The organism is Sphingobacterium sp. BIGb0165 (assembly GCF_024810095.1).
Classification (GTDB): Bacteria; Bacteroidota; Bacteroidia; order Sphingobacteriales; family Sphingobacteriaceae; genus Sphingobacterium; species Sphingobacterium detergens.
Window position 1 is genome coordinate 219594 of the sequence record NZ_JANUEB010000007.1, and the last position, 21383, is coordinate 240976.

Sequence of the window (21383 nt, forward strand, 5' to 3'; positions counted from 1 at the left end):
CAGTATTAGAAACTCTTTTTTTATTCATAACTTTGACAAATTTCATAGTTTTAATTGTAAATGGACAATCTGACATATTTGAGTAATGCTGATTCGGCTTATGTCGATGGCTTATATCAATCGTACAAGCAAGATCCCCAATCGGTAGATTTCGGATGGCAAAAATTCTTTGAAGGTTTTGATTTCGGTCAAAATGCTGGTGGAACAACAAGTTCAGTAGGCGAGGCAACTCCTGAGCACGTATTGAAAGAAATCAATGTGCTGAACATGATCAACGGTTACCGTGACCGTGGCCACCTCTTCACTCACACTAACCCTGTTCGCGAAAGACGTAAGTACTACCCTGGAAAGGAATTGGAAACTTTTGGTCTTGCTGAGGCAGACATGAACACCGTTTTCAATGCAGGTGTTGAAGTTGGCTTAGGTCCAGCAACATTAAAAGATATCCGTCAACTGGTTGAAGATACCTATTGCCGTTCTATTGGTGCAGAATTCAAATATATCCGTAATCCAGAAAAGATAAAATGGTTGCAGGACCGCATGGAAGCGGATCGCAATATGCCAAAATTCTCTTTGGATACTAAAAAGAGAATCCTGAACAAACTAAACCATGCTGTTGTATTTGAGAACTTTTTGGGCACTAAATTTTTAGGTCAAAAACGTTTCTCTTTGGAAGGTGCAGAAAGCTTAATCCCTGCATTGGATTCAGTTATCGAAAAAGGTTCAGAAATTGGCATCCAAGAGTTTGTAATCGGTATGGCTCACCGTGGTCGTTTGAACGTATTGACCAATATCATGGGTAAATCTTACAAATCCATCTTCTCGGAATTTGAAGGTAAAACCTATGCAGACGATCCAGAGGTAAACTTCGGTGGTGACGTAAAATACCATTTAGGTTTCTCTTCAGAGGTAAAAACCAACGATGGCAAATCGGTTCACTTGAGTTTAGCGCCAAACCCTTCCCATTTGGAAACAGTAGATCCAATTGTAGAAGGTATGGTACGTTCTAAAATCGACTTCAAATACGATGGTGATTCATCGAAAATTGCACCGATCATTATCCATGGTGATGCTGCAATCGCTGGTCAGGGCGTAGTTTATGAGGTAACTCAAATGTCCAAACTAGATGGTTACAAAACTGGCGGTACAGTACATATCGTTATCAATAACCAAATCGGATTTACAACAAACTATAAAGATGCACGTTCTGGAACATATTGTACAGATGTTGCAAAAATCACTTCTTCGCCTGTATTCCATGTCAATGGAGATGATGCAGAAGCTGTAGTTTATGCGATTAATTTGGCTGTTGAATACCGTCAAAAATACAAAACAGACGTATTTATCGACTTATTATGTTACAGAAGATTTGGTCACAATGAGGCTGATGAACCGAAGTTCACACAACCTTTGTTGTACAAAATCATTGAAAAACATCCGAACCCAAAAGAAGTATACGCGAAAAAATTAATCTCCGAAGGAAGTATTGATGAAGCGTATTCAAAAAATATAGAAAAAGAATTTAAGGCGGAATTGCAGACTAAACTTGAAGAAGCGAAAACTATTGAAGTATTGACTGAAGATCTTCCGATGTTTAAAGGTGCCTGGGAAGGATTACGTCCGGCGAAAAAAGGAGAAGTATCGACAACTACGGATAAAACTAAAGTTGCAAAAGATCTTTTCTTGAAATTGGCGAAAGAGATTACAACTTTGCCTTCAGACAAAAAATTCTTCCGTAAGATCACTCGTCTGTTTGAAGATCGTGCAAAAATGATCAGCAATGATGCATACGATTGGGCAATGGGAGAGTTAATGGCCTATGCGACTTTATTGGATCAAGGCAACCGTGTTCGTATCTCAGGTCAAGATGTACAACGTGGTACATTCTCACACCGTCATGCAGTATTGACTTTGGAAGATTCTGAAGAGAAATATATTCCATTGGCAAATATCAAAGGTGGCGACAAATTCTCGATCTACAACTCCTTACTTTCAGAATATGCTGTTTTAGGTTTTGAATATGGTTATGCCTCTTCAAATCCAAACTCGTTAACAATTTGGGAAGCACAATTCGGTGATTTCTACAATGGTGCTCAAATCATCGTAGATCAATATCTATCGAGTGCGGAAACAAAATGGAGACGTTCAAACGGTTTAGTGATGATGCTTCCACATGGTATGGAAGGTCAAGGTCCTGAACACTCTTCGGCACGTATCGAAAGATTCTTGGAATTATGTGCAGATGAGAACATGATCTTGGCAAACTGTACATTACCAGCCAATTATTTCCACTTGTTACGTCGTCAATTGGTACGCGAATTCCGTAAACCATTGGTGATCTTTACACCGAAATCATTGTTGCGTCACCCGAAAGTTGTTTCTCCATTGAAAGACTTCACAGAAGGTGTATTCCAAGAGGTCATCGATGATGCAAATGTAGCTGCAAAAGATGTAAAACGTGTATTGTTCTGTTCTGGTAAAGTTTATTATGACTTATTGGAAAAACAAGAAACGGACAAACGTAAGGATGTAGCCATCGTTCGTATCGAGCAATTGTTCCCAATCCCGGCTGAGCATTTGAAAGCGATCCGTAAAAAATACAACAAAGCCAAAGAGTTTGTATGGGTGCAAGAGGAAAATGAGAACATGGGTGCATGGTCTTACTACTGCCGCAAACTGATGGGTACTGAAATTGCATTTACAGGTTTCGTAGCGCGTAAAGAAAGCGGAAGTACAGCAACAGGTTATATGAAACAACACGTTGCTCAACAAGCAGAGATCTTAAATAAATCATTCGAATAAAAACAATTTAAAATCAATTGCGTCTTATGTATAGGACGCAATTGTCAATAAAGAACATTATATATGAGCTTAGAAATTAAAGTACCAACCGTAGGTGAATCTATCACGGAGGTAACCTTATCACAATGGTTGAAACAAGATGGCGACTATGTGGAGATGGATGAAAACATCGCCGAACTGGAGTCAGACAAAGCGACGTTTGAATTACCAGCTGAAAAAGCAGGTATCTTAAGAATCATTGCACAAGAAGGTGATACTTTAGAAATCGGTGCTGTCGTTTGTACAATTGAAGAAGGTCAAGCTCCTGCTGGTGGTTCAGCTCCGGCTGCCGCACCTGCTGCTGAGGCATCATCTACTGCAGCTCCAGTTGCTGCTGCTGCAAAAGACGAAGATCCAGACAGCTATGCTGCTGGTACAGCTTCTCCTGCTGCCGCAAAAATTTTGAGAGAAAAAGGAATTGATCCTTCAACTATAAAAGGAACAGGTAAAGATGGCCGCATCACAAAAGAAGATGCTGACAAAGCTCAACCTGTTGCAAAAGCTGCAGCTCCAGCTGCAAAACCTGCCGCTACAGCTGCACCAGTTGCTGGTTCCAGAAATGAGCGTCGTGAGAAATTATCTTCTTTACGTAAAACTATTGCAAAACGTTTAGTAGCTGTTAAAAACGAAACAGCCATGTTGACAACTTTCAACGAAGTCAATATGCAGCCGATCATGGATCTACGTGCTAAATATAAAGATACGTTCAAAGAGAAATTTGGTATCGGTCTTGGTTTTATGTCTTTCTTTACAAAAGCAGTAACTACAGCATTGGCAGAATGGCCAGCAGTGAATGCTCGTATCGAAGAAAATGAAATCGTGTATTCTGATTTTGCAGATATTTCAATTGCAGTTTCTGCACCTAAAGGGCTAGTTGTTCCTATTATCCGTAACGCAGATGCGATGTCATTGGAGCAAATCGAGAAAGCGATTGCTACATTGGCGGGTAAAGCACGTGACAACAAGTTAACGATCGACGAGATGACAGGTGGTACATTTACAATCACGAACGGTGGTGTATTTGGATCAATGATGTCAACTCCTATCATCAATGCACCACAATCAGCAATCTTGGGTATGCACAACATCATCCAACGTCCGATCGCTGAGAATGGTCAGGTTGTGATCCGTCCAATGATGTATATCGCGCTTTCTTACGATCATCGTATTATTGACGGTCGTGAGTCAGTAAGCTTCTTGGTTCGTGTAAAACAATTATTAGAAGATCCAGCTCGTTTATTGTTGGGCGTATAATTGTTACCAAAATTATAATATTAAAAAAGACCTGTACGATTGTCGTACAGGTTTTTTTTATTGTACGTTATCTCCCCTTCTCCAAACTTCCTTTCCTTCGGGATTCTACGAATATGAATTGGGCATAACCGCTATCTTCTCCCTAGCCCACCTACTTCGGCTTTTGTGAGATTTCTACCTACGAATCTAAATCAAGGTTTTAATTTCTTCTTTTTAATTTATACTTTCATCTGTGAATATTTGTTTGCTAATAAATTATCAGCGAATTAAATAAGCTAACGAGGTTCATTTTTTGACCAGCGGAATGGAAGATGTATTAAATAAACAATTATGAACAGTAAGGTAATAGGTCTGACGATTATTCTTTTGCTCGCTACATTGGCACTCTCTGCCAACATGGCCAATCCTTTTGGTCCCCATAGCATCACAGCGCAACTGGTTCCTTCGGGTAAAGCAAAAGTACTTCGCGAACGAATTGATATACACCTTGTACGCGATACCTTGGATTATGAGGATAAGAGCCAATTCAATATCGAGTATATTATCCATGCGGAGGAAAACATGGATTTCCCTTTGGTATTCCTTGCCCTCAATTTAGATGGATTAGAAAACGTGACTGTTAACCAAAAAGAGATTAAATCCATTTCATTGGATCAAAAAAATCCCAAATTACCGTTCTTACGGTTCAAAGATGGTTATTATGAGATCAGCTATGGGAATGCGGAATGGGAACAAATTAACCTGAATGACGCCTTTTATTTTACAGCCAAACTTCATAAGGGTGAAAACAGCATCAAAATTCAATACCGTGCATTTATGGGTTATGACCGACGGGATATCCTTACAAAATATGAAATTGAATACCTCCTATTTCCTTCGAAGTACTGGTCTTCCTTTGGGCCGATTGATCTGTACCTACATACGGGGAATAAAATGAAGGTTTACACACAGAATTTGGGCGTTCCAAAACAGCAAACTGACACACTCGTTCATTGGACCATTGAATCCGTCGGAAAACAGGACAGTTTTAAAATCGAAGTTGGGGGGAAGACCTCATTTTTAGCAGGCGCAATCCTCTGGATCAGCCCTGAGCTCCTTGCTTTGATCAGCTCTCTTGTACTATTTTATTTTCACATCAGATACATCTACAAAAAGTACAAAACCGGCCGCTACCGTTACGCATTGCTCATTGGAAATCTGATTGTACCTGGTTCATTCAATATTTTTTGCTGGTTTTGGACCGGTTTGGCAAATTACATGATCAATGGTATTTTTGAGCATAACGCCCGGGGCTTTATTTTATTATTCATTGTCAGCATGCCATTATACTATATCTTCTATGATTTGATTCTTTTTGTCATCGATAGAAGCATCCGGATCAAGTTTCAAAAACAGCAAACGAATTAAGCTGACCTACTTTTTATAGGTCAACTTATTTTCAATCATCCGATTGTTATATTGTTGAATAAAAGCTTTCATCTTGGTTTCCATCGTATCCAGAATTGCAGGATGTTGTTTTATCAGGTCTTGTTTCATCAAGCGATCTTGCTTCATATTATAAAGAGATACAGGTTTAAGACCATCATAAGACATCATATAGTCTTTATAGTAAAAATTGTAACTTCCTGCATTATTGTTCAGGACAAAATTGTCCTTTCCCGGTTTAAATGCATCCGAACCAAACGCAAAATAGGGTTCATCGTAATGGAGGTAATTTAAAACGGTAGGCATAATATCGATTTGTTGCACCAGTTTATCCGCCTTACCGACCAATCCTTCACCTGGCGCATAAAATATAATCGGGATCTGAAAGCCCCCGGCTGTGGTCTGGTACTCGGGCAGGTAACTTACCGTTGCATGATCAGCACAGATCACAAATAAGGTATTGTTGAACCAAGGCATTTTAGATGCCGTCGCAAAGAATTCGCGAAGTGCATTATCGGTATAGCCAATAGGTTCCTGCACGGGTAGCGGTCCTTTCGGAAATTTTCCTTGATACTTCTCTGGCACCTTAAAGGGATGGTGCGAGGACAGCGAAAAGAAGCTCGCAAAAAACGGTTGTTTTAACGTATTGATTTTATTCGCAGTAAACTGTAGAAAAGGTTCATCCCAGATTCCCCAGATACCATCAAAATCCTGATCATTGTTATATTCGTTTTTGCCAAAATAATGTTGAATTCCGGCTAACTTCATATAGGCGGAAAAACCCATACTTCCATTCGGAGCTCCGTGGAAAAATGCCGTTTCATACCCTTTTTTCCCCAGGAGTTTAGCCAAACTAGTGGTTTCATTACCCGAATACACTGAAAGTACAAAGGGTTCACCAATAGAAGGGATGCCTGTGATCACCGAAGGCAAAGCGTCGATGGATTTGCGACCATTCGCATAGGTATCTGTAAAGGTATAGCCGTTGCGAATCAAAGAATCTAAAAAAGGAGTATAACCTTTATATTTCCCACCTTGAATATCTTTATTCAGTTCACCAAAGTGTTCCTTCGCGAAGCTTTCCAAAATCAAGACAACAACATTCTTTTTATTGAAGGGTTTGTCCGTTTGTGGAAGATGGATTGGGTCATACAACTTGCTCAGCTCTTGCTCTGGATAATAGTTCACCGGCTTGAGACTAACAGCTTTTAAGGTTTTCAATATACTAAATGGCGTATTCAGGACAATATTCATTTCTTCGGGGGTGTCCACATAGTCACCGGCATTGCTCAATGTAATCGGACGGGTACTGTGCGCCCAGCCGCCACGAACACCACCTATAAAAAGAAAAGCAGTCAATAAAAAGAAAGGAACTTGAACAAGGAAAGATTTCCAAGAATAACGTTTTGGCTTTTCCAGTTGGATCAACTGATACGATTTCGATAAGCCATAAACGAGCAATGCAAATATCAGCAAGAGATACCAGTAATCAAGACAAAAGTCAAATGCCAATTTAAATAAGTTTGACTCATTTGAAAACTGGCTCAATACCGTACCAGTGGTCCGCTTTAGTGTAAAAGGGTAATAGGCATAGTCAATCAGATTCAAGGCTATCCCTAGTGAATTGACAATAACAAAGATCCATTTGGAAACCCGTTGATAGGTAGGATTAGCTATGAATGGTCCGGGGACCGTCTGCATTACAATGTAAAGAATATTCAGATAGAGCAAAGCAACTGTATCAAAACGCATACCTCCACCAAACATCACAAACAGTTTTCCTGCATTTACGTTAGGAAATAATGAGGCATTCAGCAGATAAAACCCCCATCTGAGCAGGGCATAAACGACTAAAAGAAAGGCAAAGCGAATGGCGACTGCAAAATAGGGTGCTAATATTCCTCTTAACTTCATCAGGTTAATATTTTAGAAATTCACGATAGACCTGCTGATAATACGCTTTGGCAATATTCAATATACTATCGGTTTTGGCAGCAGGATATTCTTTATTGGATCTATAATTGATGATACGGCCAACATTATCAAAAGATACCGACTGTTCAGGTGTAACTGCACCAAAGGCATCTTTGGAATTATAGAAAGCGATCTGTGGTGTCGTCGGATTAAATAAATCCCGACTCCAGTGATATCTATTGGTCGGAAGTTTCAACTGTGTCAACAGCGTCGTGGCTAAATCCGTTTGGTTTCCGATCCGATTGAAGATCTTACCCCGGTATTCCGGTTTGATAACATCACCGAAAAAGATCAATGGGATATGGAATCTATTTGGATGGAAAAGCTCCCATTTTTCCGATGGCAAGCGATGGCCATGATCCGCAACTATCACAAAAAGGGTATTTTTGTACCAGGCTTCTTTCTTGGCTTTACCAATAAAATCGAAAACAGCCGAATCCGTATAATTCGCCGTGCTTCTGAACTTATCGGCATTGTTGGTACTGCCAAATTTATAACCGTGCTTTAATTCAAATGGTTCGTGATTGATCAATGTAAATATCGTCGAGAAAAAAGGCTGTTTTTCCTTGTTAAAATCATGGATCATCTGGTTGAACACCACATGATCGTAGACTCCCCAGGAAGCCCGTTCGGCATCCAGACCAAAATTAGCGTTATCAACCACTCTGGAAATACCATGTGTCAACATGTAGGACTTGAAATTATAAAACTCACTTTGTCCACCATGATAAAATGAAGTTTCATAGCCCGCGTGATCAAATTCCTGCCCAATAGCAGGCATATTTTCGTGTTTGTCGATATATTTAATAATACTTTCGGGTCCCTGTGCCGGAAATCCACTGAGTATAGCAACCATCCCCTTATCCGAACGATCGGCGGCGGAATAGATGTGATCGAATAAAATTCCACCTTTGATCAATTCTTCCATATGTGGCGTTATGCCCTTCTCTCCACCCAAAGACTGGATGAGGTCACCGACAAAACTTTCCAACATGATGATAACAACATTGGGGCGTGTCGTAGATAAAACTTCGACTGCAGAATCAGGCTGGCTCTGGAAAGCAGGTTTCAAGTGCTCTTGAATACTTTTTTGATCCGAACCATAGAAATCATACGGACTTTTCAGCTTTGTACTTTTAGTGAAAAAGTCACGCAAAAGTGACCATTGTGTATTCACAGCCGCATGATTATAAAAGGTAACCTCAGAATAATAAGCTTTACTAGGGTTTAGGGTCGCACGGCCATAGCCCCCACGGATAAAGGTAAAGAGAACAAAAATACCGACCGCCAGTTTTAAAAAATTGCCAATCGGTGATTTAACATTATAAAAATGTACTTTTTTGAACATCCAACGGTAGAGAAAATATCCGCAAAATATCCCAACCAACATCCCGAGGATCGGAAGAAAAACCGGTGTAGACTCTGCAGAAGCAACCGCCCCGGATGGTGATGCCAGGAAAGCATCTATAGCTCGTTTTGATATTTTATCACCCCATTCTCGATAGATATTGACATTGATAAAACTCGTGACGAAAAATAAAACCAATACAACAATCGTGTAAATATCAAGGATGATACGTTTTGGCTGAACCTTTGGGAAAAAGCTTAGTATGCAATAAAAAATAAATGGAATAGCGCATATATAGGATACGGCTGAAAAATCTAGGCTTAATCCATGAAAATAAATTCTAAAAATCTCGGTGAAATGGGCTGTTCCTATTTTCTCAAAAAAAGCAGAAATAAAAATAAATCTATCTATAAAACAGATAATTAGCCAAAACAAAAAATATTGTGTTAACGCCCTAAGTTCGTTCGCAAATCGTTGCATCCCTTCGTGTAAAAATAAAACAGGCAAATTTACATTAATTTACATTAAAACTAGGCTAATCGACTAGTAATATGAAGAAAAGATTAAAAAAGTATTAAGATTTGAATATCGAGTAGTGAGTATTGAGATTCTACTTGTACAAGCCTTCGGCTTATTTGAATGGTTACTGTTTTTCAAGTATTGCCTCGTTGAACATTCATCTTTAATGCTTGCCCCTTTCATCTTTAGTTCCTCGTCCTTGATCTTTAATCCTTGGTCCTTGATCTACAATCAATAACAAGATCAATGATAACAAGGAAAATAACATAGAATTCCTTACTTTTGTATTCCTTAAAAAATTGAATATAGAATTTAAAATGAGCATAGCGAAAACTTACAATCCAAAAGAAGCTGAAGAAAAATGGTACAGCTATTGGAAAGCGAACGGATTTTTCCGGTCTACTCCTGACGAACGTGAACCTTATACGATTGTAATGCCGCCACCGAATGTCACTGGCGTATTGCACATGGGTCATATGCTGAACAATACGATTCAAGATGTTTTGATTCGCCGCGCACGTATGCAGGGTAAAAACGCTTGTTGGGTACCGGGGACAGATCACGCCTCCATCGCCACTGAAGCTAAGGTCGTCGCTATGTTAAAGGAGCAAGGTATTGACAAAAGATCCTTATCCCGTGAGGATTTTTTAAAGCATGCTTGGGAATGGAAAGAAAAGTACGGTGGCATTATCTTAAAGCAACTGGAAAAACTAGGCGCTTCCTGTGATTGGGATCGTACCCGTTTTACCATGGATCCTGAATTGTATCAATCGGTGATCCGCGTATTTGTTGACCTTTACAACAAAGGGTTAATCTATCGTGGTTACCGCATGGTTAACTGGGATCCAGAAGCAAAAACCAATATCTCTGACGAAGAAGTTGTTTACAAGGAAAAGAACGGCAAATTATACCATCTGAAATATCAGGTTGAAGGAACGGACAAATATATTGTCGTTGCCACAACCCGTCCTGAAACAATCTTTGGTGATACAGCAGTATGTATCAATCCAAACGACGAACGCTACACCTGGTTAAAGGGAAAACAAGTGATCGTACCAATCGTCGGACGTAAAGTGAATATCATTGAAGATGAATATGTGGATCTTGAATTTGGTACCGGCTGTCTTAAAGTAACTCCGGCACACGATATCAATGACTACGAACTAGGTAAAAAGCATGATCTGGAGTTTGTGGACATCTTTACCGATGAAGCGAAATTAAACGACAACGGCTTACATTATGCTGGCATGGATCGCTTCAAAGTACGTAAAGAGATCGAAAAAGAACTGGAAGAAAAAGGATTATTGGAAAAAGTAGAAAACTACACCAATAATGTCGGAACATCTGAAAGAACCGGTGCTGTTATTGAGCCTAAGATCTCTAACCAATGGTTCCTGAAAATGGAAGACCTGGGAAAACCTGCCCTAGATAATGTCATGGATGATACCATTAAATTCCATCCACCCAAATTCAAAAATATCTACCGCAACTGGATGGAAAATGTAACAGATTGGAACATTTCAAGACAATTGTGGTGGGGACATCAAATACCTGCTTACTTCTATGGTGATGGTAACGATGATTTTGTCGTTGCACAGACTGCCGAAGAAGCGCTTTCATTGGCACAGCAAAAATCGGGCAATGCAGGTCTAACGCTTGCAGATTTACGTCAGGACGAAGATGTACTTGATACTTGGTTTTCAGCTTGGTTATGGCCAATTTCTGTATTCAACGGTATCAACGAACCTGAAAATGCAGAGATCAACTACTACTACCCAACACAGGATCTAGTCACTGCACCAGATATTATTTTCTTCTGGGTAGCACGCATGATTGTATCGGGTTACGAATTCCGGGGACAGCTACCTTTTGAAAATGTTTATTTTACAGGCATCGTACGTGATAAATTAGGACGCAAGATGTCAAAATCTCTGGGTAATTCACCTGATCCAATTGATTTGATGAACGAATATGGCGCTGATGCAACGCGCATGGGCATGTTATTGACGGCTCCTGCAGGAAATGACTTACCTTTTGATGTTGAGCTGTGTGTACAGGGCCGTAATTTTGCCAATAAAATATGGAATGCCTTCCGTTTGGTGAAAGGCTTAGAAGTTATCGATGCTCCTGCTTCAGCCTCGGACAAAATATCAGCTGCATGGTTCGATGCACGATTCAACCAAGCATTGACTGAAATTGAAGAAAACTTCAAACATTACCGTTTATCAGATGCCTTGATGACAACTTATAAATTGGTATGGGATGACTTCTGCGCCTGGTACCTTGAACTGGTGAAACCAGCTTATGGCTCTCCAATTGCTTCAGAAACGTTGGAAATGGTAAAATCCTTCTTCCAACGTATATTGACTTTGGTACATCCTTTTATGCCTTTCCTAACGGAAGAACTGTGGCATGATGAACTGTTCGGGATAAAAGAGGAAAAAGACTGTATCATTGTCGCTGAATTTCCAAAAGTAAGTACTTTTGATGAGCAGGTTATTAAAGATTTTGCTGTAGCACAACAGATCATTTCCGAAGTTCGTAATATCCGGAATTCGAAAGGTATCTCACCAAAGGTAGCATTACCTCTGGCGATCAACCAACAGTCTGACACTGATCTCGCACAGTATATTGCAATCATCACGAAAATTGCTAACCTAGAAGCTGTCACATTTGTTACGGAAAAAGTAGCTGGTGCAACAAGTTTCTTGGCGGGTAAGGATGAATGTTATGTACTCTTGGAAAACAATATTGATGTAGATGCAGAGCGCGAACGTATTGAAAAAGAACTGGACTACCTGAAAGGATTCTTGGTGTCTGTAGACAAAAAGCTTTCAAATGAACGTTTTGTACAAAATGCAAAACCAGAAATCGTTGAAAACGAAAAAAGCAAGAAAGCTGATGCAGAAGCTAAAATTAAGATTCTTCAAGATAGCTTGGCCACTTTAGGTTAAAACGATCGACAATATTTTTTCAAAGTCCCGCGAGTTTCGCGGGACTTTTTTGGTTTGCCTTTACTTTTTGGGCTGCTTTCCTTTTATTCACTTTCATACCCACATCCGATTCCATGGAATGATTAAAATTTTGTGTTATCGCCTTTCAGTTGATTTTTAACTTTATAAGAATTCCTGTAAAAAAATGAATAACTTTATAAGAGCGAACTTAAATTATAGCATTATGGGATTCAAGGAAACATTTCAAATCAACGGTGAAAACCTTTTACAAAAGATCAAAGAAATCATTGCAGAGGGTAATGTAAATAAAATCAGTATTTCGGACAAACATGGCAAAGAAATTATGAGCTTTCCGATCACCGTTGGCGCAATAGGGCTGATCTTAGCACCTGTATTTGCTGCTATTGGTGCAGTTGCGGCCTTGCTCACCGAATGTACAATTACTGTGGAACGAAACAGCGAAAAGAAAGAAGCGGAAAAGCCGGATGATTCTGCGGAGCCTCCAACAACAATCACTGTTAAATAATTGGCCCTTAAATTTTACGATCATGAACATCATAAAGAATATCCTTTGTGTTTTGTTTGGCCTTCTTTTTGTCAATGCGGGCTTAGATAAAATCTTTCATTATATGCCTGTTCCACCTATGGACATGGATATGCAAAAGGTATTTCAGGCATTCATCACAATAAAATGGCTGATGCCGCTCGTTGCAATCATCGAAATCTTGGGCGGCTTATTATTTCTCCTCCCAAAGACGAGAACGTTAGGCGCCTTGGTTATCTTTCCAATACTCATCGGCATTTTTACGCATAACATGATTTTTTACAGCCAAATGGGATTAATTATTTGGGCTGTACTTTTCATTATCTGGTTATGGGTGATTTTTGAAAATTGGGGTAAATACAAAAAGCTAATGGAGTAATTTCCTTGACAAATTGATCGATATTGCATGCTTTTGTTAGCAGAAAATTAAAAAACAAAAAACTTTATACTCCAAAAATGGTTTGGTCAATTATTTGATGTGTTTTAAATACTATCCCTTCAAACACAAAGCTTTTAGGGGTAAATGGGGAATTGTCTAAAATTTGCATACATATGTTGCACAAATTAAACTTGCATATACAAGCAAATTTATCTTAGTTTGCTGAAATGGCGGTGATATAAGTTAATATCTAAAAAACTTTGCAAACTTTTTTCCGTTTTAATTTTTATTAATAGATACTTAAATCAAATTATACGTTGAACAGATTTACCCGAATTGCTTTCAAAACAATATTGTGGATTATTGGAGTAATAATTGCGCTGGTTATTCTAGTTGTATTTTTAATCCGAATCCCCTCCGTTCAGAACTATATTGCAGGAAAAGTAACTCATTATGTTGAAGGAAAAATAGGTACACCGGTAAAAATCGGTTATATAAACATTGATTTCCCAAAAAAATTAGTGTTACAGGACATCTATCTGGAAGATCAGAGCAAGGATACCCTGGTCGCTGGAGAGCGTATAGCTGTAGACATCAATATGCTCAAGCTATTGAAAAACACGGTCGAGATCCAAAGTATCGAGGCGAAAGGGATTACCGCAAAAATTCGCAGAACACTACCGGACAGTTCCTTTAATTTTGATTATATCGTCAAAGCATTTGCATCCGAAAAGGAAAGCAAACCTACAGCTGATACCACCTCTGCGCTTCTGTTCAATCTCGATAAAATAAAGCTTGATAAATTTCATATCGTTTACGCTGATGACGTTATCGGAACAAGTGCTGACGTCTATTTAGGTACGCTAAACACCAATATCAAGAAGTTTGACCTGACCAAAAACATGGCCTTCAATCTACCGAAGGTAAAAATAGATGGTTTAAATGCGACCGTAAAACAATGGAAACCGGTCGTAGATGGCACGGCTCCAACAGTCAAAGACTTTGGTATCACAGACAAGACGGCACAGACGACAACCCTGCTTCCGGATGTGGGGATACAAATTGCCGACCTGGCCAATATCCTTGTCCGCTATGAGGATCAGTCCAGTGCGCTGAAAACCAAGTTTAATATTAAAAATCTCCGTGTAGATATCAACAAGATTGATTTAAACAAAGAACTGGTCGATATCCAGACCATCCACTTAGATGGTTCCGACAATGATGTGCTCTTTGGTAAAATAGCCAAGAAAACTCCAGAAAAAGGTAATACAACCGCTGATACTACAAAAATCAAGTGGGTCGTCTCAGCTAAAGACATCAATATCAACAATACAAGTCTAGCTTACCGGGATGACAATCAAGCCCGTATGAAAGGCTTTGATTATTTCAACATCAAGATTCCAGGAATAAAAACAAATCTGACGGATTTATATTATAGCGCGGATTCGATCAGTGGATCATTGAATGAACTGACCGCATCCGATCACTCAGGTCTTGTTATCAAACAGCTTAAAGGGGACTTTAAATATACCAATACAGGGGCCGAAATTAAAAATCTCTATGCGGAAACACCACGTACACTCATTCGGGACTACCTAAAAGTGAGCTACCCTTCACTGGATATCATTACCAAAAAACCTGAATTGATCTACGTGAATGCTACGATCAAAAAGAGCCATGTCGATATGCGCGACATTTACTACTTTGCTCCCTTTTTGGATACCATGCAGGTTATGAAACCATTGATGGATAAAAAGTTTAATATTGACGGCCGTGTCGTAGGTAAACTCAACGACCTAAATATTCCCAATATTGATTTCCAGACTCTCTCCAATACACGTGTTATTGCCAGTATGCGCTTAAAGGGACTACCTGATGTAGATAAGATGTCGATGGACCTTAATCTGAAAAAATTAACAACAGGTCGCTCAGATATTGAAAAACTTGTCGCCAAAACCATGTTGCCAACAGGTCTTCAACTGCCCAATACAATCGGACTAACGGGAACATTCAAGGGGGGAATGACTGCCTTTGACACCAACCTCTCACTGGTGACCGAAAAAGGTACAGCCAAAGTTGATGGGAAAGTGAGCATGGCGAGCAGAGATACGACCTACGATGCTTTTGTTAGCATCCGTGATTTTGATATTGGCCAGATCATGAAAATGGATAGCACCCTGGGTATTCTTTCCTTTGAAGGAAAAATAAAAGGACATGGAACAGATCCCAAGAAACTTGTCGCCAATTTCGACGGCAAAGTAAACCGTATGGATGCCATGGGTTATCGTTATCAGAATATTGATATGAACCTCACTGCAGACAAAGGAGATATTAAAGCTTCCGTAGTGAGTCCTGACCCCAATATTAAGTTAAAGCTGGATGCTACAGCCAATATGAAATCTAAATATCCACAAGTGGATTTTGAATTGATGGTGGACACCATCAACCTCAAAAATCTGAAACTGATGGAAGACGATTTTAAATACCACGGTAAGATGGTCGGGCATTTTACTTCAGCTGATCCAAACTTTCTGAATGGGGAGGCACATATCACCGGCTCGTCCATCGCCTACAATGATGCATATTATTCGCTGGATAGCATCTCGTTGATTGCTAAATCAGATACATCGAGAAATTTGCTGCTTCTAAAATCTGCTTTTTTCAATGCCCACCTAGTCGGAAAATATAAGATACTAGAACTACAGAATGCCGTTCGGGATATTTTGCAGGTATATTACCAACCCGGAAAGCCTGTTAAGGTTCCACCCTATGAACCGCAGAATATCGAATTTTCGGCACAGTTGACCCGTACCAAATTTGTCAAAGACTTTGTCCCGGAACTGACAGAAATGAAAGATGTCACACTCGATGGGATGTTTAACAGTGAAACAAAAACAATATTGGCCAAATTGGATGCACCAAAAATAGTCTATAGCGGAACAGAGATAAACAACGTTACCTTGGATATCAATACCTTGGATAGCACCCTATACTATTCGGCGCTGATCAATAAGATCAAGGTCAGCAACATTGAACTTGTCAATACTGTATTTAGTGGTTCCGTCATTCAAAATAACCTGGATTTTGGCTTGTGGATAAAAGATAGAAAAGAGAAGGAGCAGTACCATCTGGGTGGGGATATGGCCGTTGACAATGGTGCTTTTGTATTCAGTCTTCATCAAGACGGTTTAATGCTGAACTACGACAAGTGGAATGTAAATCCTGCCAATGTGCTTAAATTTGGAAATACAGGTATTCAGGCAAAAGATTTTATCCTGAGCAGTAAGGGGCAAGAATTGAGTATATCCTCGCAGGACAGTGTATTAAATTCGCCAGTAAATATTTCTTTTAAGAACTTCCGTATTGAGACCCTAAGTAAAATGCTAGAGAGCGATATCGTGGATCTAGGCGGTGGTATCAATGGGCAGGCGACAATATCACGCTTGGAAAGCAGTCCTGTATTTGTTTCGGATCTGATCATCGATAAATTCTATGTTGGAAAAGATACTGTCGGAAATGTGAACATCAAAGTCAACAACGAGAAAGAGAACACCTACAATGCACATGTCAGCATCAGCGAAAACGGCAATAACGTCGTTTTAAGTGGGGACTTTATCAGCCCACCTAAGGGCGAGTCGAGTCTGGATTTCACATTGGATATTCAGCCATTGACGATGCAGACTGTACAGGCATTTAGCCTGGGCTATTTGAAAGATTCAAAAGGAAACCTTGAAGGTAAGCTGAAAATTACGGGATCGCCTTCAAAACCGTTGATAGATGGTGATGTCAAGTTTAAAGATGCCCAGTTCAATATCGCGATGTTGAATGCCCTTTTCAAAGCAAAGGATGAGACGGTGCATTTTGATAATACCGGAATCAATTTTACGAAATTTGCGTTGGAGGATAAGAAAGGAAATATTGCCAAAGTTACTGGTTCGATCGATACAAAAACCTATACTGATTTTGATTTTAATCTGAATGTGAATACGGACAATTTTGAGGTGCTAAACTCAACCCAGACAGACAACGACATGTTCTATGGAAAGATGTACCTGACATCCAACCTACGGATCAGAGGAAATCTGGACAAACCTGTTGTCGATGGAACAATTAAGGTCCTTGGTGATACCGATTTCACCTTTGTTATGCCGAATGAGAACCCGGGTATGGCAGACCGTAAAGGGGTAGTCGAATTCGTTGATAAGAGTGATACAACACGTGCGAATATATTTGCGAAGTTGGATTCGATGACTGTTACCAAATTGACCGGAATGGATGTGGATCTGAATCTACAAACCGATAAAGAGGCTAAATTTAAGATTCTTTTGGATGCAGGTTCGCAAGATGCCCTCAATATCCAGGGGCAGGCGGAATTAAATGCAGGTATAGACGCCAGCAGCAAAATCACCTTGTCGGGAACATTTACCGTAGACAAAGGAAGCTACTCGTTTAGTTTTGGCCCGGTGAAAAAAGATTTCACCTTCCAAAAAGGAAGTACCATCACCTGGAATGGGGATCCATTGGATGCGCGACTTAATATTACGGCAGCCTATATGACCAAAGCGCCTACCTTAGAACTGGTGGCAACGCAATTGGGTTCAGAAAATGCGAACCTGTATAAACAACGGGTACCATTTAATGTATTGCTAAAAATTACGGACAAACTCTTCCAGCCACAATTGGGTTTTGATATTGATCTGGACGAGAATAACTCCATCGTATCCCAGGATGTCGTCAGTAAGGTAAACAATGCCTTGACTACCCTCCGTGAAAATCCATCGGAGCTCAATAAACAGGTATTCTCACTCATTGTATTGGGACGATTTATGTCGACCAATCCGTTTGAAAGTTTATCCGGTGGTGGTGGTACAGAGGCTATTGTTCGGAATAGTATCAGTTCGTTCCTGAGCGGTCAGTTAAACCGTTTGGCTTCAGAGTTGATCACTGGTGTAGAACTGGATTTCAACTTAACCTCCGAGCAGGACTATGCAACCGGAGCTGGACAAACTCGAACCGACTTAAATATCGGTGTATCAAAAATGCTCTTGAATGACCGGCTTAAAATTACCGTAGGTTCCAATTTTGAAGTCGAAGGCAATACGAGACCAGGTGAAACCGCCAATAATATTGCGGGCGATATCCAACTGGATTATCAACTATCTCAAGACGGCCGTTATTTCGCCCGCGTTTATCGCAAAAATCAATATCAAGTGACCCTTCAGGGCCAGTATGTAGAAACAGGTATCGGATTTATTATCAATATGGACTATAATAAGTTTAAAGAGATCTGGATGAGTTCCAAAAAACTCAAGGAGTACTATGATACCGACAGCAAAGGGTTTAGAAAACGCTTTAATGTGGAACGGATGGAAACGGATTCCGTCTATCGGGACAGCGTACGTACAGTCATTAGAGACAGTTTGATGCTCCATAGCCCGGAGTATAGAAAACGTATTGAAGAGCGTGAAAAAGAAAAACGTAAACAACAATTGGACTCAAGTAAAAATGCACCAAAAAATCCAAGTCCAAAAACAAATTTAGATACTATCAGAACGACAGCAATTAAAAATGAAGATGAGGAAAGGAGTTATCATGCGAGCTAAACTGAAATTTGCTATCGGAATATTGACACTGGGCACAATAATAGCCTCCTGTTCTTCCACCAAGAATTTGAAAGAAGGGGAAAGCCTGTATGTCAAAGGCAATGTGATTATAGATTCGGATACCATTTCAAAGGAGAATAAGGAAAAGCTTGCAACCTATCTTCAGTCGGCATTGATGCCCAAACCCAATAAACGTCTGGCAGGTGTTCCGTTTAAGCTTTATTTTAATAATATGGCCGGTGATTCCGCCAATAAAAACATGATCAAGAGATTCTTCAAGAAAATTGGTGAAGAACCCGTTTTGTTGAGTGATGTCAACCGTGAATACAATGAGAACTTACTGCGGAACCGTATGGAGAACATTGGTTTTTTCAATGCTGAGGTAAAATCCGACACACTGGTGGAGGAAAAAAAAGCAACCGTAAATTATACCGCCAAACCAAATATCATCTACAAAATCCAGTCGGTCAAATTTAATATCGATAGCACAAGCCAATTGGGGCGGGATATCCGTTCATCTTCGGACAAGAGTCTTTTGCAGGTGGGTAAACATTATAGTCTTGATGTTGTGCTGAATGAGCGTGACCGCATTGACAATGACCTTAAAAACAAAGGTTATTACTATTTTAGTCCAGATTATATTTTGGTTGAAGTCGACAGTTCGCATCGTAACAACAGGGTTGACATGTACGTAACCGTGAAGAAGGAGACACCGCCGCAAGCGAAGGTTCCATCCAAAATCAATAAGATCTATATTTTTCCTAATTACACGGAGACCAGTTCAGGTTACCAACGGTCGACCCGAAATGCAGAATTATTTGACAGCAGCTACTATTTTATTGACCGTAATCGTACATTCCGCAAACCTGTTATCGCAAAACATATCTTTTTCCATCCCGGAGATACGTACAACCGTACAGCGCACAACCAGACGATCAGCCATTTGGTCAATCTGAACAGTTGGAAATTTGTTAAGAACAACTTTGTGGATAGTAAGGAGGTCCCCAATGCACTGGATGTCTATTACTATCTCACACCACTGCCAAAAAAATCCTTGCGGGTAGAACTACTGGGAAAAATGGCATCGGTTTATAATGGTACAGAAGTCAACGTCAACTGGACCCTGCGCAATGCATTTAAGGGTGCCGAGCAGTTGAGCTTTAATGTCTTTGGAGGATATGAGACCCAAACCGGAGGAAATGCGGATCTGAATTCCAGCTATTACCGTTACGGAATGGAAGCGACCCTGACATTTCCTCGGATCCTGTCTCCTTTTGGCAGTATTAACCCCTCACGTCGCTTTATCCCCAAAACCTATGTCAAGGGACGTTATGAATTCTTAAATCGTCGTAAGGCCTATACACTCAATTCAATCGCCCTAGATTATGGTTATATCTGGCAAGAATCGGAGGAAAAGCAACATGACCTGGCCTTGCTGGAAATTACCTATGTACAGCCTAAAGGTATTTCGGAGAATTATCAAAGACAGATGGATACCATTCCCGCTTTGCGACATGCCATTGACCCACAGTTTACGATCGGACCAAACTACAACTTCACGTTCCAGAATACGATGAAGCAGCACTTGAAGAATACGTTCTATTTCAAAGGAAATTTGGATCTTTCGGGTAATATCCTTGGTTTAATTAAAGGGGCAGACTTCAATAAGGGCAAGACATTCAAACTGTTCGATGCCTACTTCTCCCAGTATATTAAATTAAGCGGCGACGGAAGGCATTATATGAAACTGTCTGAGAATTCACAATTGGCTTCCCGAGTGAGTCTCGGATTGAGCTATTCCTATGGAAACTCGCGGTCCCTTCCCTATTTGAAACAATACTATGTCGGTGGGCCAAACAGTATCCGTGCCTTTGGTGCCCGCGCGATAGGTCCGGGAACGGTTGCTCCAGAGAAATTGAGCAATGGGTTATTTTATGCTGATCAGACCGGTGATATCAAATTGGAAATGAATACTGAATATCGTTCTAAACTGGCTGGTTTTGTCCATTGGGCGGCGTTTATTGATGCAGGTAACGTCTGGTTACAACGAGAAGATGTGAACAAACCCGGGGCTAAGTTCAGCAAAAACTTTTTGAATGAACTTGCTGTAGGTGGCGGAGCCGGCTTGCGTTTCGACTTTACCTTCCTAATTATCCGAACAGATTTTTCTATTCCATTCCGTATCCCCTACTTACCTAAAGGAGAACGTTGGGTATTTAAGGATATAGATTTTGGCAGTTCGCAATGGCGCAAAGATAACCTGATGTTCAATCTGGCTATTGGTTATCCGTTCTAGAACTGAGTCATACTACTGGGATGAAAATTTACCTCAAACATAAAAAAGGACTGTCTTTTTGGACCGTCTTTTTTTGCCTTTTTGGTTCTATAAGCATTTGCATCCATTAGTAGGCAATAAAAGTTTATACCACCATAGTGCCAGAAGGGCATCACGATTAGCAAAACCCCTATGGGCGCTTCTATTATCTTTTTAAAAACAAGTTATTCCGGTGAAATTGATTGATTTACTGACAATAATTCGTTA

10 protein-coding genes are annotated in these 21383 nt (G+C 40.0%); 8 read left to right on the forward strand and 2 right to left on the reverse strand.

The window, feature by feature from the left end:
- Positions 1 to 60: 60 nt before the first annotated feature.
- From M2408_RS17565 to M2408_RS17575, 3 genes are all read left to right on the forward strand, one after another.
- The gene (locus M2408_RS17565) at positions 61 to 2802 is read left to right on the forward strand and encodes a 2-oxoglutarate dehydrogenase E1 component (protein WP_259183854.1); all 2742 of its coding nucleotides are present in this window, start codon (positions 61 to 63) and stop codon (positions 2800 to 2802) included.
- Between the two features lie 63 nt (positions 2803 to 2865).
- The gene (gene odhB, locus M2408_RS17570; protein WP_259183855.1) at positions 2866 to 4095 is read left to right on the forward strand and encodes a 2-oxoglutarate dehydrogenase complex dihydrolipoyllysine-residue succinyltransferase; all 1230 of its coding nucleotides are present in this window, start codon (positions 2866 to 2868) and stop codon (positions 4093 to 4095) included.
- Positions 4096 to 4425: 330 nt separating this feature from the next.
- A complete protein-coding gene (locus M2408_RS17575; protein WP_259183857.1) occupies positions 4426 to 5502 on the forward strand; it encodes a hypothetical protein in 1077 nt (358 codons plus the stop codon).
- A gap of 6 nt (positions 5503 to 5508) precedes the next feature.
- On the opposite strand, the gene M2408_RS17580 is transcribed toward M2408_RS17575, so the two are convergent.
- Both M2408_RS17580 and M2408_RS17585 read right to left on the reverse strand, forming a co-directional pair.
- A complete protein-coding gene (locus M2408_RS17580) occupies positions 5509 to 7434 on the reverse strand; it encodes an LTA synthase family protein (protein ID WP_259183859.1) in 1926 nt (641 codons plus the stop codon).
- A 4-nt stretch (positions 7435 to 7438) separates the two neighbouring features.
- Positions 7439 to 9040 carry an LTA synthase family protein gene (locus tag M2408_RS17585; protein WP_259183861.1) on the reverse strand — a complete coding sequence of 534 codons (1602 nt, stop codon included), beginning with the start codon at positions 9038 to 9040 and terminating at the stop codon, positions 7439 to 7441.
- Between the two features lie 638 nt (positions 9041 to 9678).
- Between M2408_RS17585 and M2408_RS17590 the strand changes: the two genes are divergently transcribed.
- The 5 genes from M2408_RS17590 to M2408_RS17610 all read left to right on the forward strand — a co-directional run bounded on the left by M2408_RS17590 (position 9679) and on the right by M2408_RS17610 (position 21137).
- Positions 9679 to 12315 (forward strand): valine--tRNA ligase, encoded by a 2637-nt coding sequence (locus M2408_RS17590; RefSeq protein WP_259183863.1) that lies wholly within the window; start codon positions 9679 to 9681, stop codon positions 12313 to 12315.
- Between the two features lie 184 nt (positions 12316 to 12499).
- Positions 12500 to 12841 (forward strand): DUF4342 domain-containing protein, encoded by a 342-nt coding sequence (locus M2408_RS17595; RefSeq protein WP_259183865.1) that lies wholly within the window; start codon positions 12500 to 12502, stop codon positions 12839 to 12841.
- A gap of 22 nt (positions 12842 to 12863) precedes the next feature.
- Positions 12864 to 13238 carry a DoxX family membrane protein gene (locus M2408_RS17600; protein ID WP_120262135.1) on the forward strand — a complete coding sequence of 125 codons (375 nt, stop codon included), beginning with the start codon at positions 12864 to 12866 and terminating at the stop codon, positions 13236 to 13238.
- Between the two features lie 317 nt (positions 13239 to 13555).
- Positions 13556 to 18841, forward strand: coding sequence for a translocation/assembly module TamB domain-containing protein (locus M2408_RS17605; RefSeq protein ID WP_259183869.1), 5286 nt, complete (start codon positions 13556 to 13558; stop codon positions 18839 to 18841).
- Positions 18807 to 21137, forward strand: a complete 2331-nt coding sequence (locus tag M2408_RS17610) for a BamA/TamA family outer membrane protein (RefSeq protein WP_259183871.1) — start codon at positions 18807 to 18809, stop codon at positions 21135 to 21137. The genes M2408_RS17605 and M2408_RS17610 overlap by 35 nt, the downstream gene beginning before the upstream one ends.
- The last annotated feature ends 246 nt before the right edge of the window (positions 21138 to 21383 follow it).

What these genes read in the sequence shown, in the direction of transcription:
- M2408_RS17600 (WP_120262135.1), top strand. Translation starts at nt 12,864, where the DNA reads ATGAACATCATAAAGAATATCCTTTGTGTTTTGTTTGGCCTTCTTTTT.
- M2408_RS17610 (WP_259183871.1), top strand. Translation starts at nt 18,807, where the DNA reads ATGAAGATGAGGAAAGGAGTTATCATGCGAGCTAAACTGAAATTTGCT.
- M2408_RS17565 (WP_259183854.1), top strand. Translation starts at nt 61, where the DNA reads ATGGACAATCTGACATATTTGAGTAATGCTGATTCGGCTTATGTCGAT.
- M2408_RS17580 (WP_259183859.1), bottom strand. Translation starts at nt 7,434, where the DNA reads ATGAAGTTAAGAGGAATATTAGCACCCTATTTTGCAGTCGCCATTCGC.
- M2408_RS17590 (WP_259183863.1), top strand. Translation starts at nt 9,679, where the DNA reads ATGAGCATAGCGAAAACTTACAATCCAAAAGAAGCTGAAGAAAAATGG.
- M2408_RS17575 (WP_259183857.1), top strand. Translation starts at nt 4,426, where the DNA reads ATGAACAGTAAGGTAATAGGTCTGACGATTATTCTTTTGCTCGCTACA.
- M2408_RS17595 (WP_259183865.1), top strand. Translation starts at nt 12,500, where the DNA reads ATGAATAACTTTATAAGAGCGAACTTAAATTATAGCATTATGGGATTC.
- odhB (WP_259183855.1), top strand. Translation starts at nt 2,866, where the DNA reads ATGAGCTTAGAAATTAAAGTACCAACCGTAGGTGAATCTATCACGGAG.